This is a genomic window from Corynebacterium hiratae (assembly GCF_009708045.1).
Lineage (GTDB): Bacteria > Actinomycetota > Actinomycetes > Mycobacteriales > Mycobacteriaceae > Corynebacterium > Corynebacterium hiratae.
The window spans coordinates 91876-109941 of sequence record NZ_VIOG01000006.1 but is presented as its reverse complement, the minus strand read 5'-3'; the positions used below and the strand labels follow the sequence as shown (position 1 = coordinate 109941).

14 protein-coding genes are annotated in these 18066 nt (G+C 60.0%); 11 read left to right on the top strand and 3 right to left on the bottom strand.

Annotated features, from left to right (window positions below):
* Positions 1-2 precede the first annotated feature (2 nt).
* Positions 3-791: an ABC transporter ATP-binding protein gene (locus FME68_RS06845; RefSeq protein ID WP_046648735.1), complete on the top strand. Its 789-nt coding sequence runs from the start codon at positions 3-5 to the stop codon at positions 789-791.
* Positions 792-960: 169 nt separating this feature from the next.
* Here FME68_RS06845 and FME68_RS06840 read toward each other — a convergent pair whose 3' ends face one another.
* Both FME68_RS06840 and FME68_RS06835 read right to left on the bottom strand, forming a co-directional pair.
* Positions 961-2811 carry an FAD-binding monooxygenase gene (locus tag FME68_RS06840; RefSeq protein WP_328287752.1) on the bottom strand — a complete coding sequence of 617 codons (1851 nt, stop codon included), beginning with the start codon at positions 2809-2811 and terminating at the stop codon, positions 961-963.
* Positions 2812-3015: 204 nt separating this feature from the next.
* Complete coding sequence (locus FME68_RS06835) at positions 3016-4380, bottom strand: MFS transporter (protein WP_070700982.1); 1365 nt, start codon at positions 4378-4380, stop codon at positions 3016-3018.
* A gap of 122 nt (positions 4381-4502) precedes the next feature.
* On the opposite strand from FME68_RS06835, the gene FME68_RS06830 reads away from it, so the two are divergent.
* The 9 genes from FME68_RS06830 to FME68_RS06790 all read left to right on the top strand — a co-directional run bounded on the left by FME68_RS06830 (position 4503) and on the right by FME68_RS06790 (position 15587).
* The gene (locus FME68_RS06830; protein ID WP_158396829.1) at positions 4503-5978 is read left to right on the top strand and encodes a fumarylacetoacetate hydrolase family protein; all 1476 of its coding nucleotides are present in this window, start codon (positions 4503-4505) and stop codon (positions 5976-5978) included.
* A complete protein-coding gene (locus FME68_RS06825; RefSeq protein ID WP_046648738.1) occupies positions 5975-6637 on the top strand; it encodes a GntR family transcriptional regulator in 663 nt (220 codons plus the stop codon). Before FME68_RS06830 ends, FME68_RS06825 begins: the two co-directional genes overlap by 4 nt.
* Before the next feature lie 16 nt (positions 6638-6653).
* Positions 6654-8171 (top strand): 5-carboxymethyl-2-hydroxymuconate semialdehyde dehydrogenase, encoded by a 1518-nt coding sequence (gene hpaE / locus FME68_RS06820; RefSeq protein WP_070547163.1) that lies wholly within the window; start codon positions 6654-6656, stop codon positions 8169-8171.
* A gap of 53 nt (positions 8172-8224) precedes the next feature.
* Positions 8225-9301, top strand: a complete 1077-nt coding sequence (gene hpaD / locus FME68_RS06815; protein WP_070512976.1) for a 3,4-dihydroxyphenylacetate 2,3-dioxygenase — start codon at positions 8225-8227, stop codon at positions 9299-9301.
* A 132-nt stretch (positions 9302-9433) separates the two neighbouring features.
* On the top strand, positions 9434-10219 hold the full coding sequence (gene hpaH, locus FME68_RS06810; protein ID WP_158396827.1) for a 2-oxo-hept-4-ene-1,7-dioate hydratase: 786 nt from the start codon (positions 9434-9436) through the stop codon (positions 10217-10219).
* Positions 10204-10989, top strand: coding sequence for an HpcH/HpaI aldolase family protein (locus tag FME68_RS06805; RefSeq protein ID WP_158396825.1), 786 nt, complete (start codon positions 10204-10206; stop codon positions 10987-10989). Before hpaH ends, FME68_RS06805 begins: the two co-directional genes overlap by 16 nt.
* A gap of 9 nt (positions 10990-10998) precedes the next feature.
* Positions 10999-12486 carry an NAD-dependent succinate-semialdehyde dehydrogenase gene (locus tag FME68_RS06800; RefSeq protein WP_158396823.1) on the top strand — a complete coding sequence of 496 codons (1488 nt, stop codon included), beginning with the start codon at positions 10999-11001 and terminating at the stop codon, positions 12484-12486.
* Between the two features lie 239 nt (positions 12487-12725).
* Entirely contained in the window at positions 12726-14237 is a 1512-nt protein-coding gene (locus tag FME68_RS06795; protein ID WP_250224445.1) for an APC family permease, read from the top strand.
* 18 nt (positions 14238-14255) lie between these two features.
* Entirely contained in the window at positions 14256-15587 is a 1332-nt protein-coding gene (locus FME68_RS06790; RefSeq protein ID WP_102234305.1) for an NAD(P)/FAD-dependent oxidoreductase, read from the top strand.
* Here the strand turns inward: FME68_RS06790 and FME68_RS06785 are convergent.
* Positions 15584-16504: an AraC-like ligand-binding domain-containing protein gene (locus tag FME68_RS06785; RefSeq protein ID WP_102234306.1), complete on the bottom strand. Its 921-nt coding sequence runs from the start codon at positions 16502-16504 to the stop codon at positions 15584-15586. The two genes, FME68_RS06790 and FME68_RS06785, sit on opposite strands and share 4 nt — an antisense overlap.
* Positions 16505-16655: 151 nt before the next feature.
* Here FME68_RS06785 and FME68_RS06780 point away from each other — a divergent pair, with 151 nt between their 5' ends.
* Entirely contained in the window at positions 16656-18065 is a 1410-nt protein-coding gene (locus FME68_RS06780; RefSeq protein WP_158396821.1) for an aldehyde dehydrogenase family protein, read from the top strand.
* Position 18066: the final 1 nt, after the last annotated feature.

Below are 18066 nucleotides of genomic sequence, written 5' to 3'. Positions count from 1 at the left end.
TCATGCTCAAAGTAGATAAGATTTCGAAGACCTTCTTCCCGGGTACGGTCAACGAACGCCGTGCGCTTCGCGACGTCTCCCTGGAACTTGCCTCCGGCGACTTTGTCACTGTTATCGGCTCCAACGGTGCGGGAAAGTCGACACTGCTGAACTCCGTTGCGGGCCGGCTCATCCCGGATTCGGGAAAGATCTCGATCGACGGCCAGGACGTGACGAGCCAGCCGGAGCACAAGCGTGCAAGGAAGGTCGGGCGCGTCTTTCAGGACCCCATGGCGGGTACGGCACCAAACCTCACGATTGAGGAGAATCTCTCCTTGGCGTACCTGCGTGGCAAGAAGCGGGGCCTCGGTTTGGGTCTCAACTCCGCGCGCCGGGCCATCTTCGTGGAACAGTTGGAATCCCTCGAGCTCGGCCTAGAGAAGCGTCTGGGGACCAAGGTGGGGTTGCTCTCCGGCGGTCAGCGCCAGGCGCTGTCGTTGCTCATGGCCGGCTTTACTAACCCGAAGGTGATGCTTCTGGATGAGCACACGGCGGCCCTCGACCCGCAGCGCGCCGAGCTGGTAACGACACTGACGAAGCGCATTGTGGAGCAAGGTCAGCTCACGACTCTGATGGTGACGCACAATATGGCGCAAGCGCTGCAAGTGGGGAACCGTCTCATCATGATGCATGAGGGAGAGATCATCTATTCCGCTGACGCCGAGCAGAAGGCGAAGCTCACGGTAGAGGATCTCATGGCGGAGTTCGCAAAGATTAAGGGAGCGACCTCCGATAGGACGCTGCTGCAGTAGCATTCCTGCGAGGTTGTTTCACGTGAAACCTAGGTGCTGTGTTCGGCAGCATCTAGGTTTCTTTTGCTAGGTTTCTTTCTTTCTGTGGGGGCTTAGCGGCGGCATTAAAAGAGGGCCCAGCGTTGTGCTGGGCCCCTTTCAGTTTCAAGCTCCTTGAGCTTGAAACGAACTACGTGAGCTTGATGAGCGCGGAAGAGAAGTAGTCCTCGATGGCAGCTGGGTCATCGAGCGGAAGGACCGCTCCCACGTACTGGTCCGGGCGGACGATGACGACGGCACCGTCGCGAGAAATGCCGCGGGTGTGGAAGATGTCCTTGTCTCCCGGCAGAGCATTGAAAACATTCTCCCAGTTCGGGATATTGAACTTGCCGTTGCGGGGGCGGAACAGGAGCGGAGCGTCTAGGATCTCGTACTCGTGATGGTTCGTCTGCTGGTAGATAGCCTTCACGTCGAAATAGGTGTTCTCATCGGCACCCTCGGGCGTGAACTTAGCCAGGATGGGGCCCACCTTGTCAGCCCACTCGCTGAGCCTTGAGGTCTCGCCGGCCTTGGGGGCATCAGCGAAGGCGTAGATGCGGTAGCGGCCGTCAGCGGTGTGCTGGTGGCCCAGGTGCTGGGGGTACGCGTCACAGCGGCGCAGAACCTCGTAGGACTTGAAACGCTTGCCTACCGGGAAGCCGACGGCCAACTTCTGGTGCTCGGTGTTGCCGACGATGAGGTTCTCTTCGTACTGCGTCATCATGCCGGCGGCGAACTCCTCTGCGGAGACGTAGTACTTCTCGACTGCCTCGGGATCATCCAGCTCCTCGGTTGGGGTGGCCATGAGGGTCGACCATTCGCGGTCGAAGTTGATGAGGTTCTGCGCGGCTGGCTGGCGCTCGCCGTGGTAGGTGGCCAGGAGTTCCTTCGGCGCGCGGCCATCGAGGACGTGGCCGAGCTTCCACCCGATATTGAAGCCATCCTGCATGGAGACGTTCATGCCCTGGCCGGCCTTGGCGGAGTGGGTGTGGCAGGCGTCGCCGGTGAGGAAGACGCGCGGGTCCTCATCGTTGTTGTCGAAGGCATCGACGAGGCGGTGCCCTACCTCGTACACGGAGTGCCAAGCGACCATCTTGACGTCGATGAAGTAGGGCGAGTAGATCTCGTTTGCCTTCTCGATGATCTTCTCAATCGGGGTGGAGCGGACCTTGTGGTTGTCATCCTCGGGCACGACGCCAAGGTCGACGTAGATGCGGCAGAGGTAACCGCCCTCACGCGGGATGTGCAGGATCGAGCCTGCCTGCGAGTGGATGGCACACTTGGTGCGCCAGTCCGGGAAGTCGGTATCAACGACAACGTCCATGACGCCCCATGCGTGATTGGCCTGGTCACCCTTGAGCGAGCAGCCAATGGACTTGCGGACGCGGGACTTCGCGCCATCGCAGCCCACGACGTACTTAGCGCGTACGTCGCGCGGGTTGCCATCGACGTCCTCGAGGTGCACCGTCACGGGGTATTCGCCCTCCCCCACCTCAAGGGAGACGAAGTTCCAGCCGTAATCCGGGGTGATTCGGCCGGGTGCTCGGCGTGCGTAGCGGGCGAAGTAGTCCAACACGCGAGCCTGGTTCACAATGAGGTGGGGGAACTCGGAGATTCCGTGTTCGTCGTCAATCGGGCGTGCACCGCGAACAATCTTGGAGCGGTCCTGCGGATCGGGGTTCCAGAAGGACATCTCGGTGATTTCGTAGGCCTCTTCCGTGATTTCCTTGGCAAAGCCAAAGGCCTGGAAGGTTTCTACGGAACGGGACTGGATGCCGTCGGCCTGGCCCAACTCGAGGCGGTGGGGGCGGCGTTCAATGATGCGCGTGTTGACGTCGGGAAACATTGCTAGCTGTGCGGCCGCGATCATGCCGGCTGGGCCGGAGCCCACAATGAGGACGTCCATTTCATCGGGAAGCTCAGTGGCGCGATCGATGCCATACCCGGCGGGCTCGTGCACGCGGGGATCTTCCGAAACGTAGCCGTTGTGGTGGAACTGCACTGTGGACTCCTTAGTCAGCGGGTTGTCGTGGTCGAGAACAAAAGCGAGTGATGGGGTGGTAGCTACTCCCCCATCGCTCTGTGAGCTTTGCTCGTGGAGGTGGTGACTCAGTTCAAGGCGTCTGGAGGATGTGAGCTGGGTCTTATTTCTAGAATCATATATGATGCGCGTCTCCTGCACAATGATCTGCGCACAGGACGTCGCCTAGCGCGGGCTGAAGATGAAGTGTCCCTGAGATTGCTCGGACTCGTGCTCTGCGCCGAGTGCGATTCCCTTGCGCTCACGCAGGATGAAGGCGCAGATGAAGCCGACAATCGAGGCGGAGACGAGGTAGCCCGACACCGCGAAGGTGGTGCCGGTAGCCTCCACGAGCGACGCGGCGATCATGGGTGCGAAGGCGCCGCCCAACACCGAGCCGAGGGCATAAGTGATGGACACGCCGGTAGCGCGAATGGAGGCGGGGAAGAGCTCGGCGTACATCGCGGACTGTGCGCCATAGGTCAGGCCCAGGCCGACGGTCAGGAAAATAAGTGCGCCGTAGAGAAGCCCCAGGCTACCGGTGTTGACCAGCGGGAAAAGGGCGGCAGCGCCGATTCCCTGCAGGATGAATCCGATGAGGTAGGTGTTTCGGCGGCCGATGTAATCGGAGATGTATCCCGCGAACAACGTCATCAATGCCCACGTGACCGCAGAGACGGTCACGGCGTTGAGGACGTCACCGCGGTCGAGGGCAACGAGGCCGTCGGGATCGGTGGCGTAGCGCTGAATATAGCCGCCCGTGGTCATGTACCCGACGGTGCCGTTACCTGCAAAAACGAGGGCCGCGACCAGGACCAGCGGGGTGAAATTCTTGAAGAGCTTGCCAATGGGGTTGGTGGCCTCTTCCTCCTCGCGCTCTGCAATCTCTTCGAAGACTGGGGACTCGTCGACGCCCATGCGGATGAGGTAGCCCACCAGGATGAGAACGAAGGAGAGCAGGAAAGGTACGCGCCAGCCCCAGCTCATGAAGGCGTCGCCAGGCGCGATGGTGTTCATGATGGAGAGCACGCCGGAAGAAAGCAGCAGACCGGCAGGAACGCCGATCTGGGGGCCTGCGCCGTAGAGGCCGCGCTTGTCATTCGGCGCGTGTTCCACAGCCATGAGCACGGCGGATCCCCACTCGCCACCTGCGGAGATGCCCTGGATGATGCGCAAGGTGATGAGGAGGATCGGCGCCCAGATTCCAGCGGTCTCGTAGGTGGGCAGAAGGCCGATGAGGGTGGTCGCACCTCCCATGGCGATGAGCGTGACCATGAGAACCACGCGGCGGCCAAGCCGGTCAGCAAAGTGCCCTGCTAGGAACGCGCCGACCGGGCGGAACAGGAAGGACAATCCCACGGTCAGGAAGGAAATGATGGTGGCTAGGCCACCCTCGAGCGGGCCGAACATGAGCTGGTTGAACACGAGTCCGGCCACTGCGGCATAGAGGAAGTAGTCGTACCACTCGATGGCGGTACCGATGGTAGTCGCGGCGACGACGCGGCGGCGTTCGGCCGTCGAAATTGCCGGCGTGACAGATGTGTGCGACATTCTGGTTCCTTTCGGCATGCGGTGTGCCATATATGGAAATGCGTGTGAGTTGAACCACTTGCGGTGGTGGTAGGGATAATATACGATCTGGGCAAGGATTTGTTCACAATTAAGGATTCTTCATGGCTGTACCTGAGTTCTTGCCGGTTAAACCGGGCAAAATGATCGCTGTCCATGTGGCTTTCGAGTCCCGCGCAGCTCAGCGCGGTCGCTGGCCCAAGACCCCGAGCTACTTCCTTAAGGCGACCAGCACGCTGGCTGAATCGGGCGGGGTTGTTGAACGCCCCGAGGGAACGGAGCTGCTGGCTTTCGAGGGCGAAATCGCGCTCATCATCGGAACCCCGGCCCGCAACGTATCGCTTGAGGATGCGTGGAAGCACGTCGCCTACGTGACGGCTTCGAACGACATCGGCCTGTATGACTACAAGGTGCAGGATAAAGGCTCCAACACCCGCTCCAAGTCCCGCGATGGATACACCCCCATTGGGCCGGAGCTTATCGACGCCCAAGGGATCGACCCCAAGGGCCTGCGCCTGCGCACGTGGGTCAACGGCGAGGTTGTCCAGGAAGGAACCTCTTCTGATGAGGATCTCATCTTCCCGCTCGCGCAGTTTGTGGCCGACCTGTCCCAGCACATGACGCTGGAGACCGGCGACATCATCCTCACCGGTACCCCGGCGGGCTCCTCTGTCATTGAGCCTGGTGACGTTGTTGAGGTCGAGGTTGACGTGCCAGGTGGCGTGAGCTCCGGCAGGCTGAAGACCACCGTGAAGGAAGTCCCCGCTTCCTTCGATCCGCAGCTGGGCAACCTGCCCTACGTGGACGATAAGCAGCGCGAGGACGCCTACGGTGACCGCGAATCCGCCGGCCTTCCCCCCAAGGATGAGGGCGGGCTCGACCCCGAGCTCAAGGCAGCGCTGGAGAAGGCACCGACCGCCGGCCTGTCCGCCCAGCTGCGACAGCGCGGAATCAACCAATCCGTGATCGAAGGCGTCTACCCGCAGGCCAAGGGAACCAAGATGGTGGGTGTTGCCCGCACGCTGCGCTTCGTGGCTGGCCGTGAGGATCTGTTTAAGTCTCATGGCGGTGGACTCAACGAGCAGAAGAAGGTCTTCGACACCGTCAAGGAAGGCGAGGTCATCGTTATTGAGGCCCGCCAGGAATCCGGCTCCGGAACACTCGGCGACATCCTGGCGCTGCGGGCGAAGGTCCGCGGTGCCGCAGGCGTCGTGACCGACGGCGGCGTGCGAGACTACGAGGCCGTTAAGGAGATTGGTCTGCCCGTCTTCACGCAGGGCGCACACCCGTGCGTTCTCGGCCGCAAGCATGTCCCATGGGACAGCGATATCGCTGTCTCCTGCGGCAACGCCACCGTCCTCCCGGGTGACATCATCGTTGGTGATGATGACGGCGTCGTGGTCATCCCCCGCGATATCGCAGCCGAAGTCGCCGCAGGTGCCCTGGCTAAGGAGCACGAGGACGAATGGGTCGCCTCCCAGGTGGAGACGGGCGCCAGCTTGGATGGGCTCTTCCCGCCGACCGGAGCGAACAAGGAAGCCTACATCGCTTTCCGTGATGGAAAGGCAGGTGGTCAATGACGCAAACCGCAGCACCAGCCGGGGAAAGTAAATCCCAACAAGCCTATAACTGGATAAGTGAAAGGATTCGGACTCGCGACTATGAGCCCGGGTATCGCCTCGTGTTGGCAACAATCGCGGATGAACTGGGGATCAGCGTAGTTCCCGTCCGTGAGGCTATTCGGCAACTCGAAGCGGAAGGGATGGTCACCTACGAACGCAACGTCGGTGCCAGCGTGACCACCTACAATCGCGAGGCCTACTACGAATCCATGGACATCGTGGCCACCGTGGAAGCCAATGCCACGGCCCAATCCGCCCCGTATCTCAACGCGGAGGATATTGCCCGGGCGCGGGAGATCAACCAGCGCATGCGGGAGCTCGATATCCACCACGATCCAGAAGAATTTACCCAGCTCAACAAAGAATTTCATAGCGTTCTCTTCTCCAAGTGCCCGAACGAGAGGTTGAAGGACTTGGTGGTGGACCAATGGAAGCAATTGGAATACCACCGCGTCTCGACCTTCCGCTACGTGCCGGAGAGAGCCCAAGAGTCAACGCGCGAGCACGAGCAATTGGTCAGCCTCATCGAGGCTGGCGCGGAACCCGCCTACATAGAAAAAGTGGCCAGGCAACACCGACTGGCCACCCTCAACACCTATCGCAAGAAAAACGATTAAGGAGTTCACAGTACTCATGGCTATCAACAACGATGCTGCTAAGCCCACCGACCTTCCAGAGAAGATTCTTCACTACATCAACGGCGAGTTTGTCCCGTCGATTGACGGCGATGAATTCGAGGTCCTCGATCCGGTAACCAATAAGGCCTACATCAAGGCCGCTTCTGGCAAGCCTGAGGACATTGACAAGGCGGTCGCCGCCGCTAAGGACGCCTTCGAGAACGGCCCATGGTCTAAGGCACTGCCGCGTGAGCGCGCCCGCGTCCTCAACAAGATCGCCGACATCGTCGAAAGCCGCGCAGACAAGCTCGCTGCTTGGGAATCCTTCGACTCCGGCTTGCCGATCACCCAGGCCAACGGTCAGGCCAAGCGCGCTGCGGAGAACTTCCGCTTCTTCGCTGACCTGATTGTCGCCCAGGCTGACGACGCCTACAAGGTACCGGGCCGCCAGATCAACTACGTCAACCGTAAGCCGATTGGCGTGGCGGGCCTGATTACCCCGTGGAACACCCCGTTCATGCTGGAGTCCTGGAAGCTCGCCCCGGCCATCGCCACCGGTAACTCCGTCGTCCTCAAGCCGGCCGAGTTCACTCCGCTTTCCGCACAGCTGTGGGCAGGCATCTTCGAGGAGGCCGGCCTCCCGAAGGGCGTCTTTAACCTGGTCAACGGCTTCGGCGAAGAAGGCTACGCCGGCGACCCGCTGGTTAAGCACCCGGACGTCCCGCTGATCTCCTTCACCGGCGAGTCCCGCACCGGCCAGATCATTTTCGGCAACGCAGCCCCGCACCTCAAGGGCCTGTCGATGGAGCTGGGCGGCAAGTCCCCGGCCATCGTCTTCAGCGACGCCGACCTGGAGACAGCTATTGACGCCTGCATCTTCGGCGTCTTCTCCCTCAACGGTGAGCGCTGCACCGCCGGCTCCCGCATCCTGGTTCAGCGCGATATCTACGATGAGTTCGTGGAGCGCTACGCCGCCCAGGCTAAGCGCGTGAAGGTGGGCCTGCCCTCCGATCCGACCACCGAGGTCGGCGCCCTGGTGCACCCGGAGCACTACGAGAAGGTCACCTCCTACATCGAGATCGGCAAGCAGGAGGCCACCCTGGCCGCCGGCGGCGAGCGTCCGGAAGGCTTCCCGGAAGGCAACTTTGTTCAGCCGACCGTCTTCGTTGACGTCAAGCCGGACGCACGAATCTTCCAGGAAGAAATCTTCGGCCCCGTCGTTGCTATCACCCCGTTCGATACCGACGAAGAGGCACTCGAGCTGGCGAACAACACGAAGTATGGTCTTGCCGCCTATGTGTGGACCTCGGATCTGAAGCGTGCCCACAACTTTGCCCAGAACGTTGAGGCCGGCATGGTGTGGCTCAACTCCAACAATGTCCGCGACCTGCGCACCCCCTTCGGCGGCGTGAAGGCTTCCGGCCTGGGCCACGAGGGCGGCTACCGCTCGATCGACTTCTACACCGATCAGCAGGCCGTCCACATCAACCTGGACAAGGTGCACAACCCGGTCTTTGGCAAGCAGGACCAGTAACGTCTACACGCCCCCTTCACTCCCCCATTACTAATTCACACTAAGGAGCCATCATGGCTGACATTCAGGCCCCCGACATTCTGCGTTGCGCCTACATGGAGATCATCGTTACCGATCTCGCTGCATCCCGTAAGTTCTACGTTGACACCCTCGGTCTCGTCGTGACCGAGGAAAACGAGAACGAAATCTACCTCCGCACCTACGAAGAGTTCATCCACCACAACCTCGTGCTGCGTCAGGGCCCCGTCGCTGCCGTCGCTGCATTCTCCTTCCGCGTTCGTTCGCCGGAGGATCTGGATCTCGCCGAGGAGTTCTACAAGGCACGTGGCTGCGAGGTCCGCCGTAACAAGGATGGCTTCGTCAAGGGCATCGGTGACTCCGTGCGTGTTCAGGACCCGTTGGGATTCCCGTACGAGTTCTTCTACGAGGTTGAGCACCGTGAGCGTCTGGCCTGGGCATACGACGCCCACATCCCTGGTGCGCTCGTTCGCCTCGATCACTTCAACCAGATCACCCCGGATGTCCCTGCTGCCGTGAAGTACATGGAGGAGCTCGGATTCCGCACCACCGAGGACATTCGCGATGAGGAAGGAACCGTTTACGCTGCATGGATGCGTCGTAAGCCGACGGTGCACGACACCGCCATGACCGGTGGCGATGGCCCGCGTATGCACCACATCGCCTTTGCTACCCATGAGAAGCACAACATCATCGCGATTTGTGACAAGTTGGGTGCGCTGCGCGAATCCGACCGCATTGAGCGCGGCCCAGGCCGCCACGGTGTCTCCAACGCGTACTACCTGTACCTGCGTGACCCGGATGGCCACCGCGTGGAGATCTACACCCAGGACTACTACACCGGCGACCCTGATAACCCGGTCGTGACCTGGGATGTTCACGATAACCAGCGCCGTGACTGGTGGGGAACCCCGGTTGTTCCGTCCTGGTACCGTGACGGTTCCACCGTCCTTGACCTGGACGGCAACCCGGTGCCGCTGGTCGCTCGCGAGGACGAGTCCGAACTGGAGGCCACTATTGGTGCGGACGGCTTCTCCTACACCCGTAAGGAAGATTCGGACGAGATGCCGGAGTGGAAGCAGGGCGAGTACAAGCTGGGTAACCAGCTCTAGAAGTCCCCAGCACTCAGGTTGATAAACGTGGTCCCGCGGCGTCGATAATGCGCTCATAACGCGGGGCCGCGTTGTCGTTTCACGTGAAACCGCAACGATTAACAACTAACAACATAGTAAGGAGCGAAGTACATGCTGGATGAAAAACAGCACATCGCTATTGCAGATGAACTGGCGCAGGCCGAAAAGGACCGGTCAATGGTTCCGCTGCTGACCGCCCGTTTCCCGGAGATGAGCATCGAGGATTCCTACGCGGTGCAGCGCGAGTGGGTGCGCCGCGGCATCGAAGACGGACGTCGTCTCGTCGGCCGTAAGATTGGCCTGACCTCGAAGGTCATGCAGGAAGCCACGGGAATCACCGAGCCAGACTACGGCGCCATCTTTGAAGACCAGGTCTATGAGAACGGCTCCACCATCGAGCACGCGAAGTTCTCGAATGTTCGCATCGAGGTCGAGCTGGCCTTCGTGCTCAAGGAGGAACTCAAGGGTCCGAATTGCAGCATCTTCGACGTGCTGCGCGCGACGGAGTACGTCGTCCCGGCCCTGGAGATCCTCTCCTCCCGCATTGAGATGGAGGGACGCACCATTGTCGACACCATTTCGGATAACGCAGCCCTCGGCGCCATGATCTACGGCGGCAACCCGGTGGATCCCGCGGACGTCGACCTGCGCTGGGTGTCTGCATTGCTCTACCGCAACGAGTCCATCGAAGATACGGGTGTGGCGGCGGCCGTGCTGAACCACCCGGCAATGGGCGTGGCCTGGCTTGCCAACAAGCTTCACGCGCACGGCGATAGCCTTGCCGCCGGCGACATCATCCTGGCCGGTTCCTTCACCAAGCCCATGTGGGTTGAACCGGGCGATACCGTCCATGCAGACTATGGAAAGTTGGGGTCCATCACATGCCGATTTCAGTAAAGCTGCCGCCCACCTTTGCGGACGTCCTAGAAAAGGCCGAGCAGCCGCTCGTTGGCGCCTGGATCTGTTCCGGCTCGGAGGCTGCAGCGGAGATCATCGCCTCGGCTGGCTTTAGCTGGACGCTGATCGACGGCGAACACTCGCCCTATGGCCTCGAAACCATCCTCTCTCTGCTGCGGGCTACCGACGCCTACGGCTTGACGCGCGTGGTCCGCGTGCCAGTAAACAACACGGCACTCATCAAACAGTACCTTGACCTGGGTGTACAAAACTTGATGGTGCCCATGATTGATACCGCCGAGGAAGCCGAGGCGGCCGTAGCAGCCATGCACTACCCTCCCCGCGGCGTGCGCGGCGTGGGCTCGGCGCTGGCCCGCTCCTCACGCTGGAACGGCGTGGAGAACTACCTCGCCAATGCCTCAGATACGGTGAGCCTCACGGTGCAGATTGAGTCTGCGACCGCGGTAGAGAACGTGGAAGAAATCGTGGCTCTTGACGGGGTGGACAACATCTTCGTCGGTCCCTCTGATCTGGCGGCCTCCATGGGGCTGCTGGGTCAGCAGACCCATCCGGATGTGATCGAGGCGGTTAATCACACATTTGAAGCCGTGCGCGCTTCCGGAAAGAAGGTAGGCGTCAACGCTTTCAACCTTGAACAGGCCCAGAAATACATAGCTTCCGGCGCATCATTTGCCCTGGTTGGGGCGGATGTTCAACTTCTTTCGGGTGCGGCACGCCAACTGGCAGACAAATTCCATTTGGGAGGGTAAAAAAGAACCATGAGTGAAAACAACAAGGTCAATATTGACGAGCTGCTGGCCAAGGTTCCGACTGGCTTGCTGATTAACGGTGAGTGGGTAGACGCCTCCGATGGATCCACTTTCGACGTGGAAAACCCGGCAACCGGTGAAGTTATCGCCACCCTTGCCTCCGCTACTTCTGAGGATGCGAAGAAGGCTTTGGACGCCGCCTGCGCCGTGCAGGATGAGTGGGCACGCACGTCCACCCGCGAGCGCTCCAACCTGCTGCGCCGTGCTTTTGACCTGGTGCAGGAGCGCAAGGACGAGTTCGCTGCGCTGATGACCCTGGAGATGGGCAAGCCGCTGGCAGAGTCCTACGGTGAGGTTACTTACGGCGCTGAGTACCTGCGTTGGTTCAGCGAGGAGGCCGTTCGTGACTACGGCCGTACCCTGCCGGCGCCGGAGGGCACCCTGCGCATGGTGACCCGTCGTAAGCCGGTGGGCCCGTGCTTGCTTATCACTCCGTGGAACTTCCCGCTGGCCATGGCTACCCGTAAGATTGCACCGGCCATCGCCGCTGGTTGCACCATGGTGGTGAAGCCGGCCAAGCTGACGCCGCTGACCACCCAGTACTTCGCACAGACCATGATTGATGCTGGCGTTCCGGCTGGCGTGGTCAACGTGGTCTCCGGTAAGTCTGCGTCTGCTATCTCCGAGCCGATCATGGCGGATTCTCGTCTGCGCAAGGTTTCCTTCACCGGCTCCACCCCGGTGGGCAAGACTCTGCTCAAGGCAGCTGCGGACAACGTCCTGCGCACCTCGATGGAGCTGGGCGGCAACGCTCCGTTCATCGTCTTTGAGGACGCCGACATTGACCAGGCCGTCGAGGGCGCAATGGGCGCCAAGATGCGCAACATCGGTGAGGCCTGCACCGCTGCCAACCGCTTCATCGTTCACGAGTCCATTGCTGATGAGTTCGCGGAGAAGTTCGCCAAGCGCATCGGTGAGCTCAAGGTGGGCAACGGCCTCGATGAGGGCGTTACCTGTGGTCCGCTCGTGGAGCAGAAGGCGCTGGATAACATCACCGCGCTTGTCGACGATGCCGTGGCCAAGGGCGCCAAGGCCCTCGTCGGTGGCAAGCCGGGTGAGGGCAAGGGTTACTTCTACGCCCCGACCGTCCTGACGAACGTTCCTCGTGATGCCCGCGTGGCACAGGAGGAGATCTTCGGCCCGATTGCTCCGATCCTGACCTTCTCTGATGAGAAGGAAGCAATTGAGATTGCTAACGACACCGAGTACGGATTGGCCTCCTACGTGTTCACCGAGGATTCGGACCGCATGTGGCGCATCGGTGACGGCCTCGAGTTCGGCCTCATGGGCTTCAACGCCGGCGTCATCTCCAACGCCGCTGCCCCATTCGGTGGCGTGAAGCAGTCCGGCATGGGCCGCGAGGGCGGCGCTGAGGGCCTGGACGAGTACACCTCGCTGCAGTACATCGCTATGCGCGACCCGTACGCGAATGCATAAATAGTGCATTAAATCCGCTGATAATGATGCTGGCATCTCCTTTGTGGGAGGTGCCAGCATTGTCTTTTGCGCATAGTATTCGCGCTGATGTGGTGTGACAGCACTCATAGACAAATCGTGATCACGCACAAACAACAATAACTCTGTGTGACGGGACACAATTGCTAACTACACACCGAGATACGTTGGGCTCGCTCCAAGGCATCTCGGGCCGACATAGTTAGTAAGGAGGAGTTGGCGTGGACACATCGACGCAGTCACCAGTGCTACCCGCTCGAAACGTACAGCCCGGGCACCGGGCTCCCAACGACCAAGAGGGCGGCCTGGGCGCCGGGCGCCTAGGGACAACGTCGCTAGTCTTTATGATTATTGCGGCTTCCGCCCCCCTTACTGTGCTCGCGGGAGGAGTACCGACCAACTTTGCGGTATCTGGATTGTTGGGGGTCCCTTGGAGCTACTTAGCGCTTGGGATCATCCTCGTGTTCTTTGCAGTCGGGTACGGAATTATGAGTTCGAAGATTCAGAACTCAGGAGCCTTCTACGCCTATGTGTCAGAGGGGTTGGGCAACCGTCAAGGAATCGCAGCTGCAATTCTGGCCTTGGTTTCCTACAACATGATGCAAGTTGGTCTGTACGGAATCTTCGGTTTCTCCCTCGCCAATCTGATCAATGGTTGGTTCGGCACGAGCATTTCGTGGTGGATGGCGGCTTTGGTTGGCTGGCTTTTGGTAGCAGTCATGGGAGTCAGCAACGTCGACTTCTCGGCCAAGGTCTTGGGAGTTTTAGTAGCGCTTGAATTCCTCGTCGTTGCCGGTGTTTCTTTGTTGTCGCTAGGCGTTGCTCCCGAGGGAATCACCGCGGAGACGATGCGTCCAGGCCAGTTTTTCACTAACGGCATTGGCGTGCTTCTCGCTTTCGGAATCGCGGCCTTCATGGGCTTTGAGTCTGGTGCGATCTACTCGGAAGAAGCACGAAATCCGGAGCGGACGGTTCCGAAGGCCACGTATATCGCTGTTGGAACTATTGCCCTTTTCTACGCCTTTTCGGCATGGGCATTCGCTCAGGGAGTGGGGCCCTCCGTCGTCATCGACAAGGCAACTGAGCTTGGTCCCGACCTAGTCTTCGTGTGGTTGGGCGACTATTCAGTGTTTGCTTCCAACATAGCGAACTGCTTGTTTGTAACCTCGCTTATTGCTGCTCTCGTGGCGTTCCATAACGCCGCAGCGCGATACTTTTTCTCCCTCGGGCGCTCACGCGTTCTTCCTAAGAAGTTCGCGACATCATCTGCTAAAGGCGCGCCTATAGCTGGGTCTCTTACCCAGACAACACTTGCAGTCGTTGTCGTCGCTGGCTTCGCAGTGGCTGGAAATGGGAGTGAAATGGGCGAGCTGTTCCCAGTTCTTACTCTCTTTACGTGGCTTACTAACGCGGCGGCATTTGGCCTGGTGTTCCTGCTCGCAGTGGTGAGTGTGTCCATCATGGTATGGCTCAACAAGCAAGAAAAAGGCTACAACCTATTCACTCGCATCATTGCACCGCTTGTGTCAGCTTGCGGACTCTCAGCTGTCTTCGTACTGGTGCTGATGAATTTCCCGCTCATGATTGGCGACACCGGCCCGGATGCCCTCGTGTGGGTAATGCCGGGAATCATCATCGCATCCGGAATCCTTGGCCTTGTCTGGGGCGAATACTTGAAACATAAGAAGCCGCATATCTACGCAGGTCTTCAAGACAATCTTGACCAAATCTAAAACTTGAGGAAGGCAATCATGGAAAAGAAGAATGTAATCGTCGTTGGTGCAGGATTCGCAGGTCTAACGGCAGCGCGCGAGTTGCAAACCGCTGGAATTGACTATCACATCGTGGAAGCACGCGACCGCATTGGTGGCCGTGCGTGGACGGATGACAGGCTCGGACGTCCGTTGGAGATCGGTGCAACCTGGGTGCACTGGCATCAGCCGCATGTCTGGTCCGAAATCACTCGTTATGGCCAGGACATTATCGCTTCGCCCGTTGTAGATACCGCCTACTGGTATGCCGGCGGAGAGCTGAAGTCTGGCACGGAGGCAGAAATGGATGCCAAATTGGCTCGGCCGATGGAGAAGATCTTCGAGAATTCTCGCGAATTCTTCCCAGAGCCGCACAAGCCGCTGCTTGTGCTGGATGAAAAATTCGGTGCATCCCAAGAGTTAAAGGATGCTTTCCTCGCTGCAGATCAGGCTGGAGTTCTTGACGCATTAGAAGACGGTGACTTCACACAAGAAGAAAAGGACTTGTGCAATGCTTACTGGTCGGCCGGGTACATCGGGTACCCAGAACAGGGCTCCTCTTTGATGGCCAAGCAGTGGGCAGCCTTGTGCGATCACCGTCTTTCCTTGGTGGATGAGCAAACGCTGCGATACAAGCTCGTCAATGGCATGCGGGGTATCTACGGCAACATTGCAAAAGATCTGACCGGAGAAATTCGTTTAAACACTGCGGTGACGGCGATTGAGCATGGAGAAGATTCAGCCACCGTTACATATGCGGACGGTACTTCCGAAACGGCAGACGCGGTGATTGTCACGGTTCCGGTCGGTGCGTTGGGGAACATTACGTTTACGCCAGGGCTGCCCGAGGGCGCGCAGAAGACTGTCGAGCAGAAATGGAACTCAACTGGTTTCAAGGCGTGGATCAAGATCAAGGGGCACCACAATATTTTCGGCTACGCGCCTCAGCCGGCCGTTGTGTCTGTGCTGCGTTCGGAGTACTTCGAAGATGACGACACGACCATTTGTGTCGCCTTCGGCTCCGATCACGAGAAGATTGATCTGGAAAGCATTGAGGATGCCCAAAAGGTCGTTGACCAGTGGCGCCCAGATCTTGAGGTTGTTGGTGTCACCGGTCATGACTGGGTAGCCGACGAGTACTCCGGCCAGGCCTGGGCCACACTGCGGCGAGGCCAGTTCACGGAGGGGTGGCACCACTTCCGCACTTCCACTTCCTCGTTGCACTTCGCAGGAGCCGATTGGGCTTCCGGTTGGCGTGGAGTGGTTGTTGATGGAGCCATCGAAACCGGAATCTCCACCGCACGCGAGGTCATCAATAAGCTGCGTGGTTAGTCGCTGGCCGCCGCTCGGTACGCACTCGGCGACTTGTGGAACTCCGCCTTGAAGATGCGTGAGAGGTGCGAGGGATCGTGCAGGCCATAGCGGGCGCTGATGTGGCTGATTGATTCCTCGGAGTGCCGCGGGTCGACGAGTTCTCTGCGGATGTGCTCTAGGCGCCTCGTTCTGATGTAGCTGCCTACAGAGAGGCCCTGTTCGGAGAACTTGGCGTGGAGGTGGCGCACTGATACGAAGAGTGCTTGGGCGATGGTGCTGGGGCCTAGGTCCGGGTCGCCCAAGTGCTTCTCGATGTAGGCGGTGGCCTGGTTGAACAGAAGTGTGCCTGCAGAGGGTTCGTCGGCGACGTCGGAGGCCAAGACTGACACCAGCATGGTCAGCGCCGAGCGGACTAGGGCCGTGGCATGCGGGCCCTTCAATAGGTCCAGGTTCTTGGCAAGCTGTTCAAAGAGGGGCACGGCCACCGCGCCGAGGCCGTGTGAGCGTGAGATCGGATTCGCGGTGAGGCGTTGGATCTGCGCGGGTGAGATGTCGAGGAAGCTCTGCGGGAAGTGAACAATGAGGGTGTTTTGTTCCTCCGGATAGCGCAGGGTGTAGGGCCGCTGGGTGACGTATAGCGCTAGGTCCCCTGGGCGAAGCTCGCAGGTTCGCCCGTCCTGGCTCATGGTTGAGGAGCCTGTGATCTGCAGACTGAGCTTGCAAAAAGGGACTTCGTCGGTGGAAACCTTGTATCGGTTCACGGTGTGCGGGGAGGTGTGCATATCGAAGAGGGATATGTCCCCCACCTTCGTTGAGCGCAGCGTGGCGTGAAAGGAAGAGGGGTCTTCGGCGTCCACGTCGAGTTGTCCAAAAGAATCGGATGACGCGGTGCGCCACGACGCGATATCGAAATGTTCAACGGCGGAGGAAGACATAACTGGAATCATATCGTGAGAACTGGCACATTTTTGGACAAATTGTGTGCACGCAGAGTCAAGACGACATGTGTGGTGCAGGTAACATCCTAAACAAAAGTATCTTTTGGGCTTTGCTCGCGGGGCCCTCGACTTCCTTGAAGGAGATCTCATGACTCAGTTCGCTACGTACGCTGATCTGCTCAACGCCATCACGGACGAGAATGGACGCGACATCCTCAACCCCGCCACAGGTGAGGTCGTTGGCCGCGCCCCAGAAAACACCGTAGAGGACCTCAACGCTGCAGTTGAGACCGCACGTGCTGCCCAGAAGGACTTTGCCAAGCTCAGCGACGAAGAGCGTTGCGAGCTTCTCACCAAGGCCGCCGCCGCCATCGACGCTAACGCAGAGGCGCTCGTGGAGCTGCTCTCCCGTGAGCAGGGTAAGCCGCTCAACGGACCGAACGCCCGCTTCGAGGTCGGTGCCTGCTCCGGTTGGCTGAATGCTACCGCCTCCTTTGAGCACCCCAACTACACCGCCGTGGATGATGACATCACCGCCACCGTCAACTACCGTCCGCTCGGCGTCGTTGGTGCCATCGGCCCGTGGAACTGGCCGATGATGATTACCATCTGGCAGATTGCGCCGGCACTTCGTATGGGCAACGCGGTCGTCGTCAAGCCCTCCGAGTACACCCCGCTATCCGTACTGGGCCTGCTCGAGGTCGTGAATTCCGTGCTTCCGGAGGGTGTTCTCCAGGTCGTCAGCGGTGCCGGTGAGGTTGGTGCGGCGCTGACGACCCACGAGGGCGTCGACAAGATCATGTTCACCGGTTCCACCGCCACCGGCAAGAAGATCGTGGAGGCCAGCGCCGACAACCTCACCCGCCTCACGCTGGAGCTCGGCGGCAACGATGCCGGCATCGTGCTGGACGACGCCGACCCGAAGGAGATCGCCGGCGACCTCTTCTGGGGTGCGTTCATCAACACCGGCCAGACCTGTGCGGCGATGAAGCGCGTGTACGTGCCGGAGTCGCTGTACGACGCCGTCTGCGAAGCCCTCATCGAGGTGGCCAAGGCCTCCCCGATGGGCGTGGGCCTGGAGGAAGAGAACGTGCTCGGCCCGCTGCAGAACAAGCAGCAGTTCGACATCGTTGACAAGCTCGTCAACGCTGCCAAGGACTCGGGTGCCCGCGTGCTGCTGGGCGGCGACCCGGACTACGACGCGCCGGGCTACTTCTACCCCACCACCCTGGTGGCGGATATCGACCCGGATAACCCGCTGGTCGTCGAGGAGCAGTTCGGTCCGGCACTGCCGATTATCAAGTACACCGACCTCGACTGGGCCATCGAGCAGGCCAACAAGCTTGACGTGGGCTTGGGCTCCTCCGTGTGGTCCTCCAACCGTGAGCGCGCTCTGGACGTCGCTGCTCAGCTGGAGGCTGGCACCACTTGGATCAACAGCCACGGTGCTGTGGATCCGCGCGTGCCTTTCGGCGGCATCAAGTCCTCCGGCTACGGCGTGGAGTTCGGTACTGAGGGCCTCAAGGGCCTGGCCTACCCGCAGATCATCAACGGCTAAA